This is a genomic window from Aeromonas sp. EERV15, from assembly GCF_900079845.1.
GTDB classification, from domain to species: Bacteria; Pseudomonadota; Gammaproteobacteria; order Enterobacterales; family Aeromonadaceae; genus Aeromonas; species Aeromonas sobria.
Genome location: NZ_FKKY02000009.1, coordinates 112,169 through 133,956 on the forward strand (window position 1 = coordinate 112,169; position 21,788 = coordinate 133,956).

19 protein-coding genes are annotated in these 21,788 nt (G+C 60.0%); 10 read left to right on the top strand and 9 right to left on the bottom strand.

Annotated elements, in window-relative coordinates:
* Window positions 1–62: 62 nt before the first annotated feature.
* The 3 genes from BN4575_RS09855 to BN4575_RS09865 all read right to left on the bottom strand — a co-directional run bounded on the left by BN4575_RS09855 (window position 63) and on the right by BN4575_RS09865 (window position 3,199).
* Window positions 63–1,001, bottom strand: coding sequence for a sensor domain-containing diguanylate cyclase (locus BN4575_RS09855; RefSeq protein ID WP_068978055.1), 939 nt, complete (start codon window positions 999–1,001; stop codon window positions 63–65).
* 199 nt (window positions 1,002–1,200) lie between these two features.
* On the bottom strand, window positions 1,201–1,878 hold the full coding sequence (locus BN4575_RS09860) for an excalibur calcium-binding domain-containing protein (protein ID WP_068978056.1): 678 nt from the start codon (window positions 1,876–1,878) through the stop codon (window positions 1,201–1,203).
* A 157-nt stretch (window positions 1,879–2,035) separates the two neighbouring features.
* On the bottom strand, window positions 2,036–3,199 hold the full coding sequence (locus tag BN4575_RS09865; protein WP_068978057.1) for an FAD-dependent monooxygenase: 1,164 nt from the start codon (window positions 3,197–3,199) through the stop codon (window positions 2,036–2,038).
* Between the two features lie 265 nt (window positions 3,200–3,464).
* Here BN4575_RS09865 and miaB point away from each other — a divergent pair, with 265 nt between their 5' ends.
* The 5 genes from miaB to lnt all read left to right on the top strand — a co-directional run bounded on the left by miaB (window position 3,465) and on the right by lnt (window position 9,141).
* The gene (miaB, locus tag BN4575_RS09870; RefSeq protein ID WP_042022841.1) at window positions 3,465–4,898 is read left to right on the top strand and encodes a tRNA (N6-isopentenyl adenosine(37)-C2)-methylthiotransferase MiaB; all 1,434 of its coding nucleotides are present in this window, start codon (window positions 3,465–3,467) and stop codon (window positions 4,896–4,898) included.
* A 54-nt stretch (window positions 4,899–4,952) separates the two neighbouring features.
* Window positions 4,953–5,996: a PhoH family protein gene (locus BN4575_RS09875; RefSeq protein WP_068978058.1), complete on the top strand. Its 1,044-nt coding sequence runs from the start codon at window positions 4,953–4,955 to the stop codon at window positions 5,994–5,996.
* Window positions 5,993–6,457, top strand: a complete 465-nt coding sequence (ybeY, locus tag BN4575_RS09880; protein WP_068978059.1) for an rRNA maturation RNase YbeY — start codon at window positions 5,993–5,995, stop codon at window positions 6,455–6,457. The genes BN4575_RS09875 and ybeY overlap by 4 nt, the downstream gene beginning before the upstream one ends.
* A gap of 106 nt (window positions 6,458–6,563) precedes the next feature.
* Window positions 6,564–7,448, top strand: a complete 885-nt coding sequence (gene corC, locus BN4575_RS09885; RefSeq protein WP_033137507.1) for a CNNM family magnesium/cobalt transport protein CorC — start codon at window positions 6,564–6,566, stop codon at window positions 7,446–7,448.
* 148 nt (window positions 7,449–7,596) lie between these two features.
* Window positions 7,597–9,141, top strand: coding sequence for an apolipoprotein N-acyltransferase (lnt, locus tag BN4575_RS09890; protein WP_068978060.1), 1,545 nt, complete (start codon window positions 7,597–7,599; stop codon window positions 9,139–9,141).
* Window positions 9,142–9,208: 67 nt separating this feature from the next.
* Here lnt and nqrE read toward each other — a convergent pair whose 3' ends face one another.
* The 4 genes from nqrE to BN4575_RS09910 form a co-directional block, all read right to left on the bottom strand.
* Complete coding sequence (gene nqrE, locus BN4575_RS09895) at window positions 9,209–9,808, bottom strand: NADH:ubiquinone reductase (Na(+)-transporting) subunit E (protein WP_068978107.1); 600 nt, start codon at window positions 9,806–9,808, stop codon at window positions 9,209–9,211.
* A 200-nt stretch (window positions 9,809–10,008) separates the two neighbouring features.
* The gene (locus BN4575_RS09900; protein WP_068978061.1) at window positions 10,009–10,401 is read right to left on the bottom strand and encodes a hypothetical protein; all 393 of its coding nucleotides are present in this window, start codon (window positions 10,399–10,401) and stop codon (window positions 10,009–10,011) included.
* Between the two features lie 268 nt (window positions 10,402–10,669).
* Window positions 10,670–12,406 (bottom strand): single-stranded-DNA-specific exonuclease RecJ, encoded by a 1,737-nt coding sequence (gene recJ / locus BN4575_RS09905; RefSeq protein WP_068978062.1) that lies wholly within the window; start codon window positions 12,404–12,406, stop codon window positions 10,670–10,672.
* Entirely contained in the window at window positions 12,366–13,016 is a 651-nt protein-coding gene (locus BN4575_RS09910) for a disulfide isomerase DsbC N-terminal domain-containing protein (protein WP_068978108.1), read from the bottom strand. The genes recJ and BN4575_RS09910 overlap by 41 nt, the downstream gene beginning before the upstream one ends.
* Before the next feature lie 316 nt (window positions 13,017–13,332).
* On the opposite strand from BN4575_RS09910, the gene mscL reads away from it, so the two are divergent.
* A complete protein-coding gene (gene mscL / locus BN4575_RS09915) occupies window positions 13,333–13,740 on the top strand; it encodes a large-conductance mechanosensitive channel protein MscL (protein WP_068978063.1) in 408 nt (135 codons plus the stop codon).
* A 75-nt stretch (window positions 13,741–13,815) separates the two neighbouring features.
* On the opposite strand, the gene xerD is transcribed toward mscL, so the two are convergent.
* Window positions 13,816–14,715, bottom strand: a complete 900-nt coding sequence (xerD, locus tag BN4575_RS09920) for a site-specific tyrosine recombinase XerD (protein WP_042022938.1) — start codon at window positions 14,713–14,715, stop codon at window positions 13,816–13,818.
* 229 nt (window positions 14,716–14,944) lie between these two features.
* Here xerD and fldB point away from each other — a divergent pair, with 229 nt between their 5' ends.
* The 3 genes from fldB (at window position 14,945) to BN4575_RS09935 (ending at window position 18,407) form a co-directional block, all read left to right on the top strand.
* Window positions 14,945–15,463 carry a flavodoxin FldB gene (gene fldB, locus BN4575_RS09925; RefSeq protein WP_042022826.1) on the top strand — a complete coding sequence of 173 codons (519 nt, stop codon included), beginning with the start codon at window positions 14,945–14,947 and terminating at the stop codon, window positions 15,461–15,463.
* A 203-nt stretch (window positions 15,464–15,666) separates the two neighbouring features.
* On the top strand, window positions 15,667–17,067 hold the full coding sequence (locus tag BN4575_RS09930) for a TldD/PmbA family protein (RefSeq protein WP_068978064.1): 1,401 nt from the start codon (window positions 15,667–15,669) through the stop codon (window positions 17,065–17,067).
* A complete protein-coding gene (locus BN4575_RS09935) occupies window positions 17,067–18,407 on the top strand; it encodes a TldD/PmbA family protein (protein WP_068978065.1) in 1,341 nt (446 codons plus the stop codon). The genes BN4575_RS09930 and BN4575_RS09935 overlap by 1 nt, the downstream gene beginning before the upstream one ends.
* Window positions 18,408–18,559: 152 nt before the next feature.
* Here the strand turns inward: BN4575_RS09935 and BN4575_RS09940 are convergent, their stop codons facing one another.
* Window positions 18,560–19,054 carry a zinc ribbon-containing protein gene (locus BN4575_RS09940; RefSeq protein WP_042022821.1) on the bottom strand — a complete coding sequence of 165 codons (495 nt, stop codon included), beginning with the start codon at window positions 19,052–19,054 and terminating at the stop codon, window positions 18,560–18,562.
* Between the two features lie 145 nt (window positions 19,055–19,199).
* Between BN4575_RS09940 and leuS the strand changes: the two genes are divergently transcribed.
* Window positions 19,200–21,776 (top strand): leucine--tRNA ligase, encoded by a 2,577-nt coding sequence (gene leuS / locus BN4575_RS09945; protein WP_068978066.1) that lies wholly within the window; start codon window positions 19,200–19,202, stop codon window positions 21,774–21,776.
* The last annotated feature ends 12 nt before the right edge of the window (window positions 21,777–21,788 follow it).

Here is a 21,788-nt window from a genome sequence, read left to right on the forward strand (position 1 = left end):
TAGATCTTATTTAAAACAGTGCGCCCCCATCACGGGGGCGCAGCATGAATAACAGGAGGCTCTCAACAACTGACACAGTGGCTGCGATTTTTCCCTGCCCCCTTGGCGCTATAGAGCGCCACATCAGCAGCTGCCAGCAGCGCGTTTTCACAATCCAGCGGATGCTCTGCCGTATAGGTGGCAATGCCAACACTGGCGCTGACTTGAATATTATCTGCCACCACGATGTCGAGATCGTTGATGGCATGACGGATCTCCTCACCAAGTTGCAAGGCTGCAGCACTGTCGGTATTGCCAAGGATCAGGGCAAACTCGTCACCCCCAAAGCGGCAAGGCAGATCGGCCGGACGCTTGCAAAAAGATTGCAACAGATGGCCAACCAGTTGCAGAGAGCCATCCCCCATCTGGTGACCCAGATGATCGTTGCATGCCTTGAAGTTATCCAGATCAACCATGATGAGAGAGAGCGGGGTCTGCTCGCGCACACTGCGCCGCCACTCACTGTGCAAAAAGCTGTTGAACAGGCGCCGGTTTGCCAGCCCGGTCAGGGGATCATGCAAGGAGAGTTTTTCGACCTCCTGCTCCAGTAACTTGCGTTCAGTGATATTGATGTGCGCGATGGCATAAAACTCGGCTTCAACGCCGATCACCTTCGCCACCCGCATCATGAACCAGCGCTGGGCGTCGGGGCTGTGACATGGATACTCCAGATAGAAGGTCTCCTGATCGCGGCTAAGCACCCGCCGGATCCCCTCCACCGCACTCTGGGCAAGGGGTTCATCTGAACCGTCACACACCCCCATGTAGTTAACGCCAAGCCAGTTATAACCCTTGGGCATGCCGTTTTGTTCCGCAAATCTGTCCCAGGCCAGGTTGGTGTAATGGATCACCCCATTTCGGTCTATCACCGAAATTTGGTCTTCCAGCGAATCCAGCAATGCTGCCAGATAGTGGGCCCGTTCGGCGAAGCGAGTCGGCAACCCCTGTATCTCATCCACCATGGTGGCCATCCTGTGGCAAAAGTGGCGAATCGCCACCTATTAACAATTGAATCAGCAGATTGAGTAAAGCACCCAAATGCCACTTAGCCAACTGAGACCACAGTTTGTGATGCAAGGCGATCCGGCAAGATTCCAACCCACAATTCCATGCCAGAAATTAAATGAAATACCTGTTATTTATCAATCCAATAAGTGGGCGCTAATGACCACACCACTGGTTTTCACAGGGAATACCATCCCCCTCCCCATCCATCTTGGTATTCGGGCAGTTTTGCAAAAACCAGGTTGCCTCTTCGCAGGAGGTCATCTGGGAGCAATGCTGTCGGCCATCACACTGGTAGCGTTGGGCCGGTTGCAGCGAGACCTCACTGAGGCCGCTGTCACTGCCGCTAACGGAGGAGGTCGGCCAGGGGTCCTGCGACTCGGCCGAGAAACGGGAATAGATGGAAAAGAGACCGGCGAGCACCAACAGGGGAATGAGCTTGCCGCGCCAGCTGCTCTTGCGGCGCCGGTAGGGGTTAATTCGCGGTCTGGTCGCGGTGGGCTGTGGCGGCTGACTTGCCACCCGAAATGATGGCGCAGCTGATGATGTGGGAGCTCGCACGGCCGATGGCCCGACATCAGCCAACGTGAGCGGGCGATCGGGGAAAAACACCTGCAGCGCCCGCGGTTTGCCATCCTGATCACTGCCGATCAGATAAGTGACTCGCTCCCCTTTCTCGGGCAAGCGACCATCTGATTGCAACGCCGTGACATGCACAAACAACCCTGTACCACGCTCTCCTGCGGTTGCCGGTTCGGCGCCATCTTGCTCTGACGTAATAAACCCGAAGCCGCGCGCCTCGTTCCAGCTCGCGATTCGTCCCTGATAACGCATCTGTCCATCCTTGTTACTATCCATCCGGGCACCAAATCGCCCTCACAAAGCACCCGCGCAACCGCTGGCAGAGGGTAAAACGAGGGGGCAAGATAAAAAATACGAGGGGCATCAAGTTGGCCATCGCTGCGTCATGGCCTCATGCCCTGCCTCGCGACTAAACCAACCCCAGCGCGTAGCGCAGCGCCATCTCCTTGAGCGGGCCCGCCTTGTCCGCCAGATTGAGGGCCAGATTGCGGGCCAGCTTGAGGGGGCCAATCTCGTTACTGAACACCCCGTAGAAGAGATCCATCCCCGACTGCATCAGCAAGTTGTCGGGGCGACGACGGCGCTCATAACGGGTGGCGAGCGCCAGCTGATGCCAGTCGGCGCCAGCCCCTTGCAGCAGATCGACCCAGCAGGCCACATCCTTGAAGCCGAGGTTGACCCCCTGCCCCGCCAGCGGGTTGATGGTGTGGGCAGCATCGCCGAGCAGCACCACCCGACCGGCGTGGTAGTCGTTGGCGTGGCGGCGCACCAGCGGGAAGCTCCCCTTGCCGGTGACGGTAAATCCGCCGAGCCTGCTCGGGAAGTGGCGGCGCACTTCGGCGGCCAGCCCCTCGTTGCTCATGGCCGCCAGCGCCCGGATGCGGGCCGGGCTGTCATACCACACCAGGGATCCGTGCTGGCCGGGCAGCGGCAGGAAGGCACGCGGGCCGCTCGGGGTGAACTGCTGCCAGGTGATATCTTCCTGCGCGAAATCGGTGTCGATATTGATCAGCATGCAGTGCTGGCGGTACTCGAAGCGCGAGACGCCAATGCCAGCCAGCTTGCGGGTGTGGGATTCGGCGCCGTCGCAGGCCAGCACCCAGCGGGCGGCCAGCTCGGTGCCGTCATCCAGGGTCAGCACAGCTTCATCCGCGCTCTGGCGCAGGCTGGTCACCGCCGCCGGGGTGTGGGTCTGGATATTGGGGAAATCTTCCATCCGTTTGAGCAGGGCGAGCTGCACCAGCCGGTTCTCGATGATGTAGCCGAGTTGGGGCAGGCCGAGATCGGCGGCGCTGAAACGGGTGGCAAAGCCGTCCAGCTCCCAGGTCTCCAGTCGGCGATAGGGGCAGAGCCGCATCTGTTGCAGGTGTTGCCAGGCTCCGGCCTGCTCCAGCAGCGCCACCGAGGCCTGACTGATGGCGGAGACCCGCAGATCCAGCGGCTGCGCTGGCGCGTAATGCTCCGGCAGGCTAGTTTCGATGACCCGCACCGAGAGGCCCTGGGCCGCCAGCAGACAGGCAGTGGCAGCGCCCACCATGCCGGCGCCGACGATGGCGATATCACACTGTTCCATACATTTATTCCTGAAAGGGTGCGTCCGGCGACAACGCCCGGACGTGAACCGGATGGCAACATGATAGCGCAAGGGCGCCTGATAAACAGTGAGGCAAACGGGGAATTGCTGCGTCAAATCAAGGAGAAAGCTTATTGAGCTCACGGGCAACAGGTATCGGGTGAGCACCATTGCCAGCTGGATATTAGCTAGGCAGTATCCAGATTGCGGAGTAAAATGCGCGGTCCTTTGACCATGCCGATTTCAACACAAGTCAAGAGAAGCAATGAGCAAGAAACTTCACATTAAAACCTGGGGTTGCCAGATGAACGAGTATGACTCGTCCAAGATGGCCGACCTGCTGGATGCCAGCAATGGCTACACCCTTACCGAAGAGCCCGAAGAGGCAGATGTCCTGCTGCTGAATACCTGCTCCATCCGCGAAAAAGCGCAGGAGAAGGTGTTCCACCAGCTGGGTCGCTGGAAAAAACTCAAGGCCAAAAAGCCCGGTCTGGTGATCGGCGTGGGTGGCTGCGTTGCCTCTCAAGAGGGCGATGCGATTCGTCAACGCGCTCCCTATGTGGATATCGTGTTCGGCCCGCAGACCCTGCATCGCCTGCCCGCCATGATCAAGCAAGTGCAAGAGGGCCGTGGCGCCCAGGTTGATATCGCCTTCCCCGAAATTGAAAAATTCGACAATCTGCCGGAGCCGCGCGCCGAAGGGGCCACCGCCTTTGTCTCCATCATGGAAGGCTGCTCCAAATACTGCACTTACTGCGTGGTGCCCTACACCCGCGGTGAAGAGGTGAGCCGACCGCTGGACGACGTGCTCTACGAAATCGCCCAGCTCGCCCAGCAGGGCGTGCGCGAAGTGAACCTGCTCGGTCAGAACGTCAACGCCTGGCGTGGCCCGACCTTTGATGACGGCATCTGCACCTTCGCCGAGCTGCTGCGTCTGGTGGCCGCCATCGACGGTATCGATCGCATTCGTTACACCACCAGCCACCCGATCGAGTTCACCGACGACATCATCGAGGTTTACAAGGACACCCCGGAAGTAGTCAGCTTCCTGCACTTGCCGGTGCAGAGCGGCTCTGACCGCATCCTGACCATGATGAAGCGTCCGCACACCATCCTCGAATACAAGTCCAAGATCCGTCGCCTGCGGGCCGTCCGTCCCGATATCACCATCAGCTCCGACTTCATTGTCGGCTTCCCGAACGAGACGGATGAAGACTTTGAAGCCACCATGAAGCTGATCGAAGAGATCAACTTTGACATGAGCTACAGCTTTGTCTTCAGCCCGCGCCCGGGCACCCCGGCCGCCGATATGCCCGACGATGTCGACATGGAAGTGAAGAAAGCCCGTCTGGCCCGTCTGCAGCACGTCATCAACAATCAGTCGATGCAGATTGGCCGCGCCATGCTAGGCTCGACCCAGCGTATCCTGGTGGAAGGGCCCTCCAAGCTCGACCCGATGCAGCTGTGTGGCCGCACCGAGAACAACCGGGTGGTCAACTTCGAAGGTCAGCACACCCTGATCGGCGGCTTTGCCGACGTGGAGATCACCGAGGTGCGTCCCAACTCCCTGCGCGGCAAGTTCATCCGCGGCGAGAGCGAGATGAACCTGCGCATTGCCACCGCCCCGAGCGAGATCCTGGCACGCCGCCCGGACAATGTGCCGGACGAGCTGGGCGTAGCCGCCTTCACCCCCCATTAATCCCCTCCTCCCCATTCGCCCGGCGGATGGGGAGTGCCTTGAGACGAGGATATTGTGAGCCGACATACCGCGACCCTGAATCTGCATCTGGAGCCCGCCGACAATCAGCGCCTTGCAAGCCTGTGCGGCCCGTTCGATGACAATATCAAGCAGCTGGAGCGCCGCCTCGGCGTCGAGATCAGCTACCGTGACAGCCACTTCCAGCTGGCAGGTAAACAAGCCCAACTGGATGCTGCCGCCGTCATCCTCAAGCACCTCTATGTGGAAACCCAGCCCCTCAAGGGTGGCAAGGTGACCGATATCACCCCCGATATGGTCCATCTGGCCATTTCGGAGTCACGGGTACTGGAGCAGGATGACGAACCGGCACCGGGCACCCCCTATGGCAAAGAGGTGACGGTCAAGACCAAGCGCGGTCTCATCAAGCCGCGCAGCCCCAATCAGGCGCAGTACATCGCCAATATCGTCCGTCACGATGTCAGCTTTGGCATAGGCCCGGCAGGAACAGGCAAAACCTATCTGGCGGTCGCGGCAGCGGTAGATGCGCTGGAACGTCAGGAGGTCCGTCGTATCTTGCTGACTCGCCCGGCGGTGGAAGCGGGCGAGAAGCTCGGTTTCCTGCCCGGCGATCTCTCCCAGAAGGTGGATCCCTATCTGCGCCCCCTCTACGACGCCCTGTTCGAGATGCTGGGTTTTGAGCGAGTCGAGAAGTTGATGGAACGCAACATCATCGAAGTGGCGCCGCTTGCCTACATGCGGGGCCGCACCTTGAACGATGCATTCATCATTCTCGATGAGGCCCAGAACACCACCACCGAGCAGATGAAGATGTTTCTGACCCGCATCGGCTTCAACGCCAAGGCGGTGGTCACCGGCGACATCACCCAGACTGACCTGCCCCGCCACCAGACATCCGGCCTGCGCCATGCGCTGGACGTGCTGCAGGGTGTCGAAGGGTTGTCGTTCAACTTCTTTGAATCAAAGGACGTGGTACGCCATCCGGTAGTGGCTCGCATAGTACAAGCCTACGAGGCGTTCGATGCCCAGCAGGCAGACGCGCTGGCGGCCAAAAAATCCCATAAAGAGAGTGCCCAATGAGTGTGATCCTGGATCTGCAACTGGCCAGCGCCAGCACCGACGGCCTGCCCACCGAAACCCAGCTGCAAGGCTGGCTCGACGGCACCATCCTCGGCTTCCAGCAAGAGGCCGAAGTGACGGTACGCATCGTCGATGAGGCGGAGAGCAACGAACTCAACCTCACCTATCGCAGCAAGGACAAGCCCACCAACGTGCTCTCCTTCCCGTTCGAGGCACCGCCCGGTCTGGAGCTGCCGCTGCTCGGCGATCTGGTGATCTGCCGTCAGGTGGTGGAACAGGAAGCAAACGAGCAGAACAAGCCCCTCATGGCCCACTGGGCCCACATGGTTGTGCACGGCAGTCTGCATCTGCTAGGTTATGACCATATCGAAGATGAGGAAGCCGAAGAGATGGAGCAGCTGGAACGCGACATCATGCAGGAGCTCGGTTTTGCCGATCCTTATCTGAACGACGAAGAGTAAAACGCAGCGTTAAGGGGGGACAGTCATTGCCTTGAAACAGCCGATGACTATCCTCATATCATTCAAACAATCCCACATGTGTTGAAGCGAGTAACCAAGAGAAAAAATGACCGACGATCACCCTAGTACCGGCTCGCCGAAGAAAACCTGGCTCGACAAACTCAGCCAACTCTTCCAGGGCGAGCCAAAAGACCGCAATGATTTGGTAGACGTGATAGCCGATGCCGAAGAGCGAGACCTCATCGATCAAGACACCAAAGACATGATCGAGGGGGTGCTGGAGATCGCCGAGCTGCGCGTGCGCGACATCATGATCCCCCGCTCCCAGATGGTGACCATCGAGAAATCCCAGCCGATCGACGAGATCCTGCCGGTGATCATCGAGTCCGGTCACTCCCGCTTCCCGGTGATCAACGAAGACAAGGATCATGTGGAGGGCATTCTGCTCGCCAAGGATCTGCTCCCCTTCGGGTTTGGCGGCCATCACGCCAGCGAGCCGCTACAGCTCGAAAAAATCTTGCGCCCCACGGTGATCGTCCCCGAAAGCAAACGGGTTGACCGTCTGCTCAAGGAGTTTCGTGAAGAGCGCTACCACATGGCCATCGTGGTCGATGAATTTGGTGGTGTCTCCGGTTTGGTGACCATCGAAGACATACTGGAACTTATCGTTGGCGAGATTGACGACGAGTTTGACGATATCGAGGATGAGCCGGACGAAATTCGCCGCCTCAGCAAGCGGGTCTTCTCTATCAGCGCCCTGACCGAGATCGAGGATTTCAACGACTTCTTCGGCACCAAATTCAGCGATGAAGAGGTGGATACCGTCGGCGGTCTGGTGATGCACGCCTTCAGCCACCTGCCCAAGAAGGGCGAGGAGATCGAGCTGGACGGCTACCTGTTCAAGGTGATGCATGCCGACCGACGCCGTCTGCAGCAGCTGCAGGTGAAGATCCCCGAGCACCACGCGGCGGCGCAATCCGAGCCGCAGTAAGCAAATCCGCTCGATGTGTGAAACAACGCCCCGACCTCGGGGCGTTGTTCTCTCTGCAACCGGCATCGAGGCTCGCCGTTGCCCCGCTTACAGGTTAAGATACCGACCATTCGACCCCAGTTGCACACCAAGACGAGCACAATCGCCCGTGAAATCATCCCCCGTTACATCAAGAATCCTGTTGAGCCTCAGCGCGCTGGCCTGTGGTGCCATCGCCGTGCTGGCCTTCTCCCCCTTCGGCTACTGGCCGCTGGTGATCCCCTCCCTGCTCGGCCTCTATGCCATGCTGGACAAAGCCACGCCGAAACAGGCCGCCTGGCGCGGTTTTGGCTACGCCATGGGACTCTTTTTGCCGGGGCTGTGGTGGATCCACGTCAGCATGACCGAATTTGGCGGCATTCCGCTGCCGGTCGCCTTCGTGCTGCTGGCCGGGCTCTCCGCCTATCTGGCACTCTACCCGACGCTGGCATGCTGGGCCTTCGCCCGCTTCTTTGGCGGCCGTCACTGGAGCCGCTGGCTACTCGCCTTCCCGGCCCTGTGGTTGGTGGCTGACTGGCTGCGCGGCTGGGTGATGACCGGTTTCCCCTGGCTCTGGTTTGGCTATAGCCAGATCGATGGCCCCCTCAAGGGCTTCGCCCCCATCCTCGGGGTGCAGGGCATCACGCTGGCACTGTTGTTCTGTGCCTCCGCCATCTGGCTGGTGTGGAAATCCCGCTCGCCACTGTGGCTGGCAGTACCTGCCCTGCTGGTGGCCAGTGCCCACGGCCTGATGCAGCTCAACTGGGTCACCCGTGGCGAGCCGGTCAAAGTGGCGCTGGTGCAGGGCAATATCGCCCAGTCCCTCAAGTGGGATCCGGAGGCGCTGGCCCCCACGGTGCGCACCTATCAGGATTTGAGCCGCGAGAATCAGGATGCCGACATCATCGTCTGGCCGGAGTCGGCGATCCCGGCCATCGAAAAGGCGATGGGCCCCTATCTGGAGAATCTGGACAAGGCGATGAAGGTGAACGATACCGGCCTGCTGGCGGGGATCATCCACTACGACGAGCAGCAACAGCGCTTCTACAATACCGTGCTCGGCATGGGGGTACAGGATGCGGATGGCAAGGAGTCCTACTTCTACAGCCACCCCAACCGCTACAACAAGTACCACCTGCTGCCCATCGGCGAGTTCGTGCCGTTTGAAGATCTGCTGCGCCCCATCGCCCCCTTCTTCAACCTGCCGATGTCCTCCTTCAGCCGGGGTGACGAAGTGCAGCCCAACCTGATCGCCAAGGGACTCAAGTTCGCCGCCGCCATCTGCTACGAGATCATCTTCCCGGAAGAGCTGCGCCGCAACGTCAATGCCGATACCGACTTCCTGCTGACCGTCTCCAACGACGCCTGGTTCGGCACCAGCATCGGCCCTTGGCAGCATATGGAGATCGCCCGGATGCGCGCGCTGGAGCTGGCTCGCCCGCTGCTGCGCGACACCAACACCGGCATCACTATCGTTACCGAGATCGACGGCAGCATCATAGGCCAGATCCCGCAGTTTGAAGCGGGTGTGCTGCGCAGCGAGGTGCGTCCCGCCCACGGCGAGACCCCCTACCTGCGCTTTGGTAGCTGGCCCCTCTACGGCCTGACCGTCCTGCTGCTGGGTCTGGCACTGGCGCTGCGCCCCAAGGCTCACCCCTGGGCCCGCGAGCTGTAACGCCAACCCGCAATTCCCGATAAACAACGAGGCGCCCGCAGGCGCCTCGTTTTTTTCTGTCATCCCCTCACAGGGATATGCCGGAGAAGGACATGAAGCCAAGGGACATCAGCCCCGCCACGATAAAGGTGATACCGATGCCCCGCAGCCCCTCGGGTACATCAGCGTACTTCAGCTTCTGGCGCAAACCGGCCATGGCGACAATCGCCAACAGCCAGCCGAGCCCGGAGCCGGCGCTGTAGACCAGCGACTCGACGAAATCGTAATCCCGCTGCGCCATAAACATCACCCCGCCAAAGATGGCGCAGTGCACCGTCAACAGCGGCAGATAGATGCCGAGCGCCTGATAGAGGCTTGGAAAGTACTTGTCGAGCACCATCTCCATCACCTGCACCAATGCCGCCAGCACCCCGATATAGATGATGTAATCGAGAAACCCCAGATCGTATTCGCCGAAAAAGGTACTGCCTGCCCGCAAAATATGACGGAAGATCAAATTGTTAAGAGGAATGGCGATCACCATCACCACCAATATCGTCATGCCAAGACCGAAGGCAGTGTTGATGTTTTTCGAGACGGCCAGAAAGGTACACATCCCCAGAAAAAAGGCCAGGGCGAGGTTCTCGACAAAAATCGAGTGAATAAACAGGTTGAGGTAGTAGTCCATAGGTGTGCTCACCAGGTGTTTGCGCAAAGAGAAAGTCTGCCTCTGGCCGGTGGCCAGCAGCATGGACAAAGCAACAGGAAGGGTGGACGCAGCACCGGATGATAGACCGCAGGCAGCAGGTGTCAGCCTGCCCCGTCAGTCAATCAGGAGCGTTCAACAGCAGTGTGAAAACGTGGATGGGCGCCCGCCAGCAGGGTGAGCTAGTCGCCGTGGCAGAAGCGAAATTGCAGATGGTGGCCGAGCAGTTGCTGTTTGTGCAGATAACCAAAGTGGCCGCAGGCCTGTCTGACATAGATCAGCGGCACAAAGAACAGTAGACCGCAGAGCAGGCCAAGGATGTCGTGCTGGAACCAGGCCAGCACCATCTGATAGCGCTCGGAGTGAGTGGCCCCTTCCAGCCGCCGCCCCTGCTCGAAGCCGAGTCGCCACTGGGAGGCAGGAGGGAGGCTGACGCTGTTGGCCAGTCCCTGATCGGATGACTCATGCAGCTGCATCGAGACGCCCTGCCCAACCGATTCCTGATGAGGCGTTGCAGTGACCCCTACCGCAGCGAAAGCGGCAAACCACAGCAGGCTGGCGATAGCGAGGGCCATCGCCCAGGTCGATAGTCGGCCAAAGGGCAGCAAAGAGTCAGTCCCGTTCAAACAACAAAATGATTCGGGGATGAATGTATCACAACGCCTCATTTTCTTGAATTTGAAACCGTACAAACCGACATAAAACGAGACTTAAAACCCTCTTACTCAGAAAACCAGCAATTAAAAACCATCATGACAACGCGGTAGAGTCACACCCCGGGCCACAGCAAAACGGCCACCCGAGGGTGACCGTCATGATCAGCAGAACAGCGTGGCTGTAGGGCTAGAGACCAGCAGCCTCCAGATGCTCCACCAGCAGCTGCACGCTGCGGTTACCGCGCCACTCGTTGACATCAAGCCGGTAGACAAGCCGCACCCGCTTCACCGAGGCATCGGGCCAACGCTTGAGATCGACGCCGAAGGCGATGGCATCCACCGCATAGCCGGAATCAGTAGTCAGCATCAGCTTGAGGTGCTTCTCCCCCACCAGCCGCTGCTGCACCAGCACAAACTCGCCGTCAAACAGCGGCTCCGGGAACGCCTGCCCCCAGGGGCCGGAGGCGCGGATCAGCTCCGCCAGCTCGAGGTTGAGCTCGTCCGGCAGCAGCTCGCCGTCGGTGAGCAGCACTCCGGTCAGCAGCTCGGGGGTCACCAGCTCGCAGATGACCGCCTCAAAGGCGCGGCTGAAGGCCTCGATATTGGCCTTGGCCAAGGTCAGCCCCGCTGCCATGGCGTGGCCACCAAACTTGCCCATCAGGCCAGGATGGCGGGTATCGAGCAGTTCCAGCGCATCGCGCAGGTGCACCCCGGGGATGGAGCGACCGGAGCCCTTAAGCTCAGTCTCGCTACTCTCGGCAAAGGCGATGACCGGGCGGTAGTACTTCTCCTTCACCTTGGAGGCCACCAGCCCCACCACCCCCTGATGCCATTCGTTGCGGTGCAGCACTATGCCAGACGGCACTTCACCATCGCGAAAACGGATCTGCTCCAGCGTAGCGAGGGCCTCCTGCTGCATCCCCTGCTCGATCTCCTTGCGCTCCTGATTGAGGCTGTCCATCTCGGCCGCAAGCTGGCGCGCCAGATTGAGATCATCACTCAGCAGACAGGCGACCCCGAGGGACATGTCATCGAGGCGGCCCACCGCGTTGAGGCGGGGCCCCAGCGCAAAGCCGAGGTCGGCGGCGGTGAGGCGGCGACCATCGCGGCCCGACACATCCACCAGCGCCTGAATGCCGGGGCGGCAGCGACCGGCCCGGATCCGCTGCAACCCCTGATGCACCAGAATACGGTTGTTGCCATCGAGCGCCACCACGTCGGCCACCGTGCCGAGGGCCACCAGATCGAGGTAATCCGCCACATTGGGGGCACGCAGCCCTTGCCGCTCGTACCAGCCGAGCTGGCGCAGATGGGTGTTGAGGGCCGCCATCAGGTAGAAGGCCACCCCGACCCCGGCCAGCGACTTGGAAGGGAAGTCGCAGCCGTGTTGGTTCGGGTTGACGATGGCATCGGCGTCAGGCAGCTCCTGACCCGGCAAATGGTGATCGGTAACCAGTACCTGCATGCCGGCCGCCTTGGCCGCCGCCACTCCGGCGATGCTGGAGATGCCGTTATCCACCGTGATCAGAAACTCGGCGCCGCGCGCCACCGCCAGCTCAACAATTTCGGGGGTGAGGCCGTAGCCAAACTCGAAGCGGTTGGGCACCAGAAAATCGATGTGGCGACCGCCCATAGCGCGCAGCGCCAGCACACACAGTGCCGAGCTGGTGGCGCCATCACAGTCGAAGTCACCGACGATCAGGATCCGTTTCTGGGCAGTCAGGGCCTCTGCCAGCAGCGGCACCGCCTGCTCCATGCCATAGAGGCGCTGGGGCGGCAACAGCTGGCTGGCGCTGCGCTCCAGCAGGGCCGGATCGTCTACGCCACGACTGGCAAAGATTTGGCGAAGCAGGGGATGCAGGGTGGCAGGCAGATGGGAATCATCAACTCGCGGACGACGACGGATTTGCAGGGGCTTCGGCATAGTGATCCAGTATTTTTAGCAATTGCTCAGGGCTTTGGTAACCGCGAACCAGATTCCCGTCAGAGGATACCCAGGCAGGCAATACCTTGACCCCCAACCATTTGCTCAGGCCAATATTTTGAATAAGGGTCTCACTACATTCCTGTTGAGGCAAATAAGCTTTGAAGGGGGAATTTTGCAGCAGGGGGTCGCTGCACCAATCGGCAGCCTGTGCCGCATGCTCAATCACAGGATACAGCTCGACACTGATCCCTAATGCCTGGAGATGTTGTAACGTCGGAGCCAACTGCCGTCTTCTCGCCTCATGTTCACCGAGAAACAGCGCGACTCGATGACGTTCGTCAGGAGCCTCAAGCACAATGGGCGCATAGCTCACCTGAGACAAACCCAGTCGACGCTGCTCTCGCAGGCCTGAAACGGTCAGATTTTTCATGTCATGGGCCATATCCAGCATGATGCCCTGGACAACGTAGTCCCCTTTGGCATCGCTGTAGAGCACCCCCTGGGAAGTGCCCAGCATGTATAACCCGCTAATCGGTGTCTGCTCGACCAGATAGACCGCTATCCCCAACCGGGTTGAGATGACCTCTTTCAAGGCGTGGGGGTCCATCCCGGCTCTGGCACAAAATGTGAACAGTAGCATCATTCCCAGTAGTAAATACTTCACTGGATTACTCACATGGTATGAATGAATTGACCCGGCAAAGTACAGCAGCATAGTTTATTATTCAATCCGCTAATCACCAAAAAATTAATACCAGACTGTACCAAAAAATAATGGCCCGCAGATTGCCAATCAAAGCCAACCCCAGCAAGCTAGTCACGACGACAGGAATAACGCGGCCTCGCCTCCGTTTTCCTGATAAAGCAGCGTCCCCTGTTCAGGGGCGATCCATGCGCTATTTTGTTTAATTTCGGAGGATATTATGAGTTTGATTCAAGAGTTCAAAGCCTTTGCCGCCCGCGGCAACGTCATCGACATGGCGGTTGGTATCATTATTGGTGCCGCCTTCGGCAAGATTGTCTCCTCTTTTGTCGGTGACGTGATCATGCCGCCTATCGGTCTGATCCTGGGTGGCGTGGACTTCAGCGATCTGGCGGTCACCCTGAAGGCCGCAGAAGGGACGACGCCGGCCGTGGTCATCGCCTATGGCAAGTTCATCCAGACCATCATCGATTTTCTGATCATCTCCTTCGCCATCTTCATGGGGCTGAAGGGCATCAATACCCTCAAGAAGAAGCAAGAAGAGGCCGCTGCCCCCGCCGGTCCTACCAAGGATCAAGAGTTGCTGAGCGAGATCCGCGATCTGCTCAAATCCCAACAGGGGAAATAAGCGCAATCTCCTGTCGTGTAATGCCAAAAAACCGCCTGCTGGCGGTTTTTTATTTTGACAGACTCGCGCACCGGCTCAGGCTCTGGGATGGTGTTCACCGTGCAGCGCCTTGAGTCGCTCGTTGGCCACATGGGTGTAGATCTGGGTGGTGGAGAGATCCGCGTGCCCCAGCAGCATCTGCACCACCCGCAAGTCGGCGCCGTGGTTGAGCAGATGAGTGGCAAAGGCGTGACGCAGGGTATGAGGTGACAACTCACCATGGATGCCCGCCCGCAGGGCATAGATCTTGATGCGGTGCCAGAAGGTCTGGCGGGTCATCATCTGCGCCCGCTTTGAAGGGAACACCACATCCGAGCTGGTGCCCCCCAGCAGCAGAGTGCGGGCCTCCCGGTAGTAACGCTCCAGCCAGTGCATCGCTTCCTCCCCCATCGGCACCAGCCGCTCCTTGTTGCCCTTACCCACCACCCGCACCAGCCCCTGACGCAGGCTGACATGCTCGGCGGTGAGCCCCACCAGCTCGGAGACCCGCAGCCCGGTGGCGTAGAGCAGTTCAAGCATCGCCTTGTCCCGCAGCTCCAGCGGGTCGTCCACCAACGGCGCGGTCAGCAGCGCGTTCACCTCGGCTTCGCTGAGATCAGAGGGCAATTTTTTCGGCAACTTGGGCCCCTCCAGCAGTACGGTAGGGTCATCGCTGCGCAGCTTTTCGCGGTTGAGATATTGGTAAAAACGGCGCAAAGCCGAGAGGAAACGAGCGGTGCTGCTCGCTGCAAACAAGTGATCCACCCGCCATGCGAGGTAGTGCTGGATCTCGTCCATCCCCGCCAACAGCAGAGAGCTCCCCTGCTCGTCGAGCCAGAACGAAAACTTTTCCAGATCGCTGCGATAGGAGCTGACCGTGTTGTCAGCCAATCCCCGCTCCAGCCAGAGGGCGTCGAGGAAGGGTTCAATCAGAGGATGGGGGTCGGGCTTGCTCATGGTGCGCTGCAATCAGGGGATCGATGGCCCATTGTAACGCGCCAACTCCTTGCAAAGACAAGGCACTTTCATTGGAAAGATAAGGCCCTTGTGGCAAGCCCCTTGCCGGGCGGTGAAGGTCGAATGGCAATCTGCTAGACTGGCCCCCTCCCCTTACGTTACCCATCGTGTTGCCCACATGGCGTCGTCCACACGAGCAAGCGAGAAAGCGCCAACAGAGAGAAGAGCGATGAAGATTGGTCTGTTTTACGGTTCCACCACCTGTTACACCGAGATGGCTGCCGAGAAGATCCGCGCCCTCATCGGCCCCGAGCTGGTGGATATTCACAATATCAAGGATGTCTCCCTGCGCCGGATGGAGGATTACGAGATCCTGATCCTCGGCATCTCCACCTGGGATTTCGGCGAGCTGCAGGAGGACTGGGAGTCCCGTTGGGAAGATATCGTTGATCTCCATCTGGAGGGACGCATCGTCGCCCTGTTTGGCCTCGGAGATCAGCTCGGTTATGGCGAATGGTTCCAGGACGCCCTCGGCCTGCTGCACGATCAGCTGGTGCCCAAAGGGGTCAAGCTGGTGGGTTACTGGCCCAACGAAGGGTATGAGTTCGACGCCTCCAAGGCGCTGATCGACGATGGCCACCACTTTGTCGGGCTGGCACTGGACGATGCCAATCAATATGACCAGACAGATCCGCGCATCGAGCAGTGGGTCGAGCAGATCCTGAGCGAAATCCACGCCCTGCTCTGACGCCTTCTTCCTCCTGCCCGGGTGGCCACTTGCCCTGTGCTATGGCCACCCGGGCGCAGTAATCGCACCGATTTTCTCAATCGGTATCATCGCGTGACCCTATAGCGACTTTTTTGTGCTGGTCTGCAACAATGGACTCGACATCCCATAACAATCAGAGCCGGGTGTCGGAAGCAAACTGACAGACCAGAAAAGGATATTCTATGACTCCATTCTCCCTGTTGGCCCCCGCCATCGCCCGTGACGTGCTCGATCACGCACTGGCACTGGGTGCCGATTTCGCCGAGTTGTTTGTGGAGCGCAAGCGCCGCAGCCAGCTCAGCCTGCTCTCCAGCCAGATAGAGAACATCAGCGGCGGCCTCGATTTCGGCATCGGCGTACGCCTCTGCTACGGCTACAAGGTGCTCTACGGCTACACCAATCTGGCCAGCCGCGACGAGCTACTGCGCATTGTCACCCTGCTGGCGGCCAAAGACCGCCGTGACCCCGTGGTGACCGCCACCGCCTTCGATTTCACCCGTTTGACCGACCGCAACCCGGTGGCACTGCCGCTGTCGGCCGACAAACTGCTGGAGCAGAAGATTGCCTACCTGCACGCCATGGATGCGGTGGCCCGCGCCGAGAGCGACAAGGTGAGCCAGTTCTCCGGCAACGTGCTGGGCTGGGAGCAGGAGGTGGAGATTTTCAACAGCGAAGGGCTGCAGGTGAGCGATCGCCGCCACTACAACCGCATCATGGCCCAGACCATCGCAATGGAAGGGAGCGAGCAGAGCGTCGGCTACGAGGCGCCAGGCGCCCTGATGGGCTGGGAGCATGCCGAGCGCATCGATCCCCGCGAGCTGGCCCTCACCGCCACCCGCCAGGCGCTGGTGAAACTGGGTGCAGCCCCCTGCCCGAGCGGCACTCTGCCAGTCATCATGGAGAACGGCTTTGGCGGCGTCATCTTCCACGAAGCGTGCGGTCACCTGCTGGAGACCACCTCGGTGGCCAAGAAGGCCTCGGTATTCCACGACAAAATGGGCCAGCTTATCGCCAATCCGGCGGTCAGCGCGGTGGACGAGGGGCTGCAAGGCAATGCTTGGGGCTCCATCAACGTCGATGATGAGGGGATGGCGACCCAGCACACCCAGCTCATCAAGGACGGCGTGCTGACCGGCTTTTTGGTGGACAGAATGGGGGCGCTGAAGACCGGCTATGCCCGCACCGGCTCGGGTCGGCGCGAATCGTACAAGTACGCCCCCACCTCGCGCATGCGCAACACCTATATCGAACCGGGCAACCACAGCCTCGACGATATGCTGGCCACCGTCGAACACGGCATCTACGCCAAGAAGATGGGGGGCGGCTCGGTACAGCCCGGCACCGGCGAGTTCAACTTCAACGTGCAGGAGGCCTACCTCATCGAGCACGGCAAGATCACCAAACCGCTCAAGTCCGCCACCCTGATCGGCACCGGCCCGCAGGTGCTGAAAGAGATCTCCATGGTGGGCAGCAATCTGGCGCTGGCCGCCGGTATGTGCGGCTCGGTGTCGGGCTCGGTCCCCACCTCGGTGGGCCAGCCGGCGCTGAAAGTGGACAACATTCTGGTGGGAGGGAACGCCTGATGAGCCAACTCGACATGAACCTACTGCTCACCCGTCTGCTGGATAAAGTGGCTGATCTCGGTGCCGAAGCAGACATCATCGCCAATCAGGAGAGAGCCTTCTCCCTCAAGGCAGACAAGGGCGAACTCGGTGAATACAAGGTCACCAGCAGCCAGCAACTCGGCATTCGCCTGATCAAAGAGGGCCGGGTCGGCATCGCCTACTCGGAATCCCTCGATGAGCTGGCGCTGGATGCCATGCTGCAAGATGCGCTCGATGCCAGCCGCTTTGCCAAGGTGGATGCGGATCAGCGCATCTCGGTGGCGGGCAGCCGGATCACCACAGATTGCGCCGAGATCAACCAACCCGATACCACGCCGGTAGAGGAGAAGATCGCCCTGGCCCTGCGCATCGAGTCAGACATGCTGGCCATGCCCGATGTGAGCGGCGCCCCCTACAACAGCTTCTTCGAAGGGGAGAGCCGCCTCTGGCTCGCCAACAGTCAGGGAACCCTCTGCCAGCACGGCGAGTTCAGCGTTGGCTGCTACACCTCGGCACTGGTCGAACGGGATGGCCGCCAGTCGATGCACTCGCAGGGGCAGTATGGCCGTCGCTTTGACGAACTGGATAGCCAGCGACTCATCGACCAGATTTATGCCGTCGCCAGCGACTTGCTGCCGGGTGAGGCGCTGCCGGGTGGCCGCTACAGCGTCATCTTCAGCACCAACTGCTTCGCCAGTCTGTTTGGCTGCTTTCAGGGGGTGCTGTCGGGCAAGTGGGCCCAGCAGGGGATCAACCCCTGGCGGGAGAAGGTGGGGCAGAGTGTCGCCTCCCGCTGGCTCACCCTAGAGAGCCGGGTCTACATGCCGGGCGGCATGAACATCAAGGCGTTTGATGGCGAGGGAGCTGCTACCTCGGATCTGCTGCTGATTGGCGACGGCGAGCTGAAAACCCTGCTCCACAACAGCGCCACCGCCCGCCACTTTGGCGTCGCCAGCAACGGCTCGGCCGCCCGCGGTGCCCGCAGCGCCCTCGATGTCACCGCTCGCCATCTGGTATTTGGCGCGGGCCCCCACTGCAAAGCGGAAGTGCAGAGCGGCGACTATCTGGAGCTGGTCAAGCTGGACGGTCTGCACTCCGGTGCCGATGCGGTAAGCGGCGACTTCTCCTTTGGCGCGTCGGGCTTCCTCTGCCGCGATGGCGTGCGGCTCCAGCCGGTGCGTGGCATCACGGTGGCGGGCAACTTCTACCGCCTGCTGGGCGAGCTGGAAGCGGTCGGTGACACCTTGCACCACAACGACGGCAAGGGCTTCTACGCCCCGCTTATCCGTTTTGGCGGCCTCTCCGTCGCCGGCAAGTAAACGCCCCGTTGAGACCGGCAAGTAAGAAAAAGGCGCCTGATGGCGCCTTTCTCACATTGGCAAGCAGAGTGTCGATGCCTCTGGATAAATGGACGATTACGCTTCGCTAATCGTCCCTACCGGTCGGTACCTTAGCCTGATGATACGGCCACTCAGGGTGAAAGCGGCTCGCGGTGATACTCGGCGCAGCCACACTCGGGGCAGGTATCAAGCTGTTGGGGATGCAGCACGGTATGGCGCCAACCACACTGGTCACACACCATGACCCCGAGCCCCACCCAGTCACCCGCCTCATAGACTCCCTTGTGCTCCAGCTCGTCGGCCAGCTCGCGCCACTCCACCTGGGCGCGGTCGGTCACATCCGCCAACCAGGACCAGGCGGTGTCTTTGAGGGCCAGCATGAAAGCAGACTCTTCAATCTGCTCGCTATCATCATGGCGCCCCTCGTCATAGTTGCCCAGATCCCGCTTCACGTACTCGGCGATGAGCGCCAGCTCGTCCTGAGTCAGGTCGCTGGCGGCCTCCAGATAGGCCTGCACCTTGGCAATCATCCGGTTGAGGCGCTCCCCCTGGAACTGTTCAGTCTCTTGCCACTGTTTTTGCAGCTCGGCAATGAAGGCTTCGTACCCTTTTTGACGTTTGTCCATGGCTGTTACTCCTCTACTAAACCCTGATCTGGCCCGGCTTAAGGCCCGAGGGACGCTGGCGGTTGTTGCCGCCGCAGGATATGGGTATTCTATTGCGATTTCCCAGCTGATTTATCTATTCATTTCACAGATCCGGATGTCACCAATGCAAGAGCAATACGTTCCCCAATCAATCGAACCAGCAGTGCAAAAGCACTGGGATGCCAAGAAAACCTTCAAGGCCGTGGAGAAAGTAGACAAGGAGAAGTTCTACTGCCTGTCCATGTTCCCCTATCCGTCTGGTCGACTACACATGGGGCACGTTCGTAACTACACCATAGGTGATGTGATCTCCCGTTATCAACGGCTTAATGGCAAGAACGTGCTGCAGCCCATAGGTTGGGATGCATTCGGCCTGCCAGCGGAGAACGCCGCGGTCAAAAACAGCACGGCGCCGGCACCCTGGACCTACGAAAACATCGAATACATGAAGAACCAGCTGAAGATGCTGGGGCTGGGTTATGACTGGGATCGCGAGCTGGCCACCTGCAAGCCGGATTACTACCGCTGGGAGCAGTGGTTCTTCACCAAGCTCTACGAAAAGGGTCTGGTCTACAAGAAGACCTCCTCCGTCAACTGGTGCCCGAACGACATGACAGTGCTGGCCAACGAGCAGGTTATCGACAACTGCTGCTGGCGCTGTGACACCCCGGTGGAGCAAAAAGAGATCCCCCAGTGGTTCATCAAGATCACCGACTACGCCGAAGAGCTGCTGAACGACATCGACAATCTGGAAGGCTGGCCGGAGATGGTCAAGACCATGCAGCGCAACTGGATTGGCCGCTCCGAAGGGGTCAACATCAGCTTCGCCATCGAGGGTCAGGCTGAGCAACTGGAGGTCTATACCACCCGTCCGGACACCTTCATGGGCGTCACCTATGTCGGTATCGCTGCCGGTCACCCGCTGGCCCTGCAGGCTGCTGCCAGCAATCCGGAACTGGCTGCCTTTATCGAAGAGTGCAAGAACACCAAGGTAGCCGAAGCGGAACTGGCCACCATGGAGAAGAAGGGCATGGCCACCGGCCTCTATGCCATTCACCCGCTGGATGGCCGCAAGGTACCGGTCTGGGTCGCCAACTTCGTGCTGATGAACTACGGTACCGGCGCCGTGATGGCGGTTCCGGGTCACGACCAGCGTGACTTCGAATTCGCCACCAAATATGGCCTCGACATCAAGGCCGTCATCAAGCCTGCCGATGGCGAGGTGGACGTGAGCGACGCCGCCTACACCGAGAAGGGCGTACTGTTCAACTCCGGCGAGTTTGACGGTCTCGAGTTCCAGGGCGCTTTTGACGCCATCGCCAACAAGCTGGAAGCCCTCGGCCACGGCAAGCGTACCGTCAACTTCCGTCTGCGTGACTGGGGCGTCTCCCGTCAGCGTTACTGGGGTGCCCCCATCCCGATGCTGACTCTGGCTGATGGCACAGTAGTGCCAACGCCGGAAGATCAACTGCCGGTACTGTTGCCGGAAGATGTGGTGATGGATGGTATCCAGAGCCCGATCAAAGCCGATGCCGAGTGGGCCAAGACCACTTACAACGGTCAGGAAGCGTTCCGCGAGACCGATACCTTCGACACCTTCATGGAGTCCTCCTGGTACTACGCGCGCTACTGCTCCCCGGACTACGACAAGGGCATGCTGGATCCGGCTGCTGCCAACCACTGGCTGCCGGTGGATCAGTACATCGGCGGTATCGAGCACGCCTGTATGCACCTGCTCTACGCCCGCTTCTTCCACAAGCTGCTGCGTGACGCAGGGCTGGTGAACAGCGACGAGCCGTTCAAGCGCCTGCTCTGCCAGGGCATGGTGCTGGCCGATGCCTTCTACTACAAAGACGAAAAAGGCGGCAACGTCTGGGTCAGCCCGACCGACGTCAAGGTAGAGCGTGACGAGAAGGGTCGCATCACCAAGTCCATCGACAACGAAGGCCGTGAGGTGATCCACTCCGGCATGACCAAGATGTCCAAGTCCAAGAACAACGGCATCGACCCACAGCTGATGGTGGAGCGTTACGGCGCCGACACCGTCCGTCTGTTCATGATGTTCGCCTCGCCAGCCGAGATGACCCTGGAGTGGTCAGACTCTGGCGTAGAGGGTGCCCAGCGCTTCCTGCGTCGCCTGTGGCGCCTGACCTTCGAGCACGTCTCTGCCGGTGCCGTTCTGGCACTGGATGTGGCAGCCCTCTCCGGCGAGCAGAAAACCCTGCGCCGCGAGCTGCACAAAACCATCGCCAAGGTGAGCGATGACGTGGGTCGTCGTCAGACCTTCAACACCGCCATCGCCGCCATCATGGAGCTGATGAACAGCCTGACCAAGCTGGATACCGAGCCTCAGGATCGCGCCCTGATGCAGGAAGCGCTGGAGGCCATCGTCGTGATGCTCACCCCCATCACCCCGCACATCGGGTTCGAGCTGTGGAAAATGCTGGGCAAGGGTGATGACGTGGATCACGCCGTCTGGCCAGTGGCTGATGAAGCGGCCATGGTCGAGACCGAGAAGCTGGTGGTGGTACAGATCAACGGCAAGATGCGCGGCAAGCTGACCGTGCCGGCCGAGATCAGCCAGGCAGACGTCGAGAAGCTGGCGATGGCCGATGCCTCGGTACAGAAGTTCACCGACGGTCTGACCGTGCGCAAGGTGATCTATGTACCTGGCAAGCTGCTCAACATCGTTGCTAACTGAGAAGTCACCAAC

Bases quoted from the DNA above. Each gene is read 5' to 3' on its own strand.
- miaB (WP_042022841.1), top strand. From the start codon at position 3,465: ATGAGCAAGAAACTTCACATTAAAACCTGGGGTTGCCAGATGAACGAG.
- BN4575_RS09935 (WP_068978065.1), top strand. From the start codon at position 17,067: ATGAGCCAACTCGACATGAACCTACTGCTCACCCGTCTGCTGGATAAA.
- BN4575_RS09910 (WP_068978108.1), bottom strand. From the start codon at position 13,016: ATGGACCCCCACGCCTTGAAAGAGGTCATCTCAACCCGGTTGGGGATA.
- recJ (WP_068978062.1), bottom strand. From the start codon at position 12,406: ATGCCGAAGCCCCTGCAAATCCGTCGTCGTCCGCGAGTTGATGATTCC.
- BN4575_RS09855 (WP_068978055.1), bottom strand. From the start codon at position 1,001: ATGGTGGATGAGATACAGGGGTTGCCGACTCGCTTCGCCGAACGGGCC.
- BN4575_RS09860 (WP_068978056.1), bottom strand. From the start codon at position 1,878: ATGCGTTATCAGGGACGAATCGCGAGCTGGAACGAGGCGCGCGGCTTC.
- BN4575_RS09930 (WP_068978064.1), top strand. From the start codon at position 15,667: ATGACTCCATTCTCCCTGTTGGCCCCCGCCATCGCCCGTGACGTGCTC.
- fldB (WP_042022826.1), top strand. From the start codon at position 14,945: ATGAAGATTGGTCTGTTTTACGGTTCCACCACCTGTTACACCGAGATG.
- corC (WP_033137507.1), top strand. From the start codon at position 6,564: ATGACCGACGATCACCCTAGTACCGGCTCGCCGAAGAAAACCTGGCTC.
- nqrE (WP_068978107.1), bottom strand. From the start codon at position 9,808: ATGGACTACTACCTCAACCTGTTTATTCACTCGATTTTTGTCGAGAAC.
- BN4575_RS09940 (WP_042022821.1), bottom strand. From the start codon at position 19,054: ATGGACAAACGTCAAAAAGGGTACGAAGCCTTCATTGCCGAGCTGCAA.
- BN4575_RS09865 (WP_068978057.1), bottom strand. From the start codon at position 3,199: ATGGAACAGTGTGATATCGCCATCGTCGGCGCCGGCATGGTGGGCGCT.
- BN4575_RS09900 (WP_068978061.1), bottom strand. From the start codon at position 10,401: ATGGCCCTCGCTATCGCCAGCCTGCTGTGGTTTGCCGCTTTCGCTGCG.
- xerD (WP_042022938.1), bottom strand. From the start codon at position 14,715: ATGAGCAAGCCCGACCCCCATCCTCTGATTGAACCCTTCCTCGACGCC.
- ybeY (WP_068978059.1), top strand. From the start codon at position 5,993: ATGAGTGTGATCCTGGATCTGCAACTGGCCAGCGCCAGCACCGACGGC.
- mscL (WP_068978063.1), top strand. From the start codon at position 13,333: ATGAGTTTGATTCAAGAGTTCAAAGCCTTTGCCGCCCGCGGCAACGTC.
- leuS (WP_068978066.1), top strand. From the start codon at position 19,200: ATGCAAGAGCAATACGTTCCCCAATCAATCGAACCAGCAGTGCAAAAG.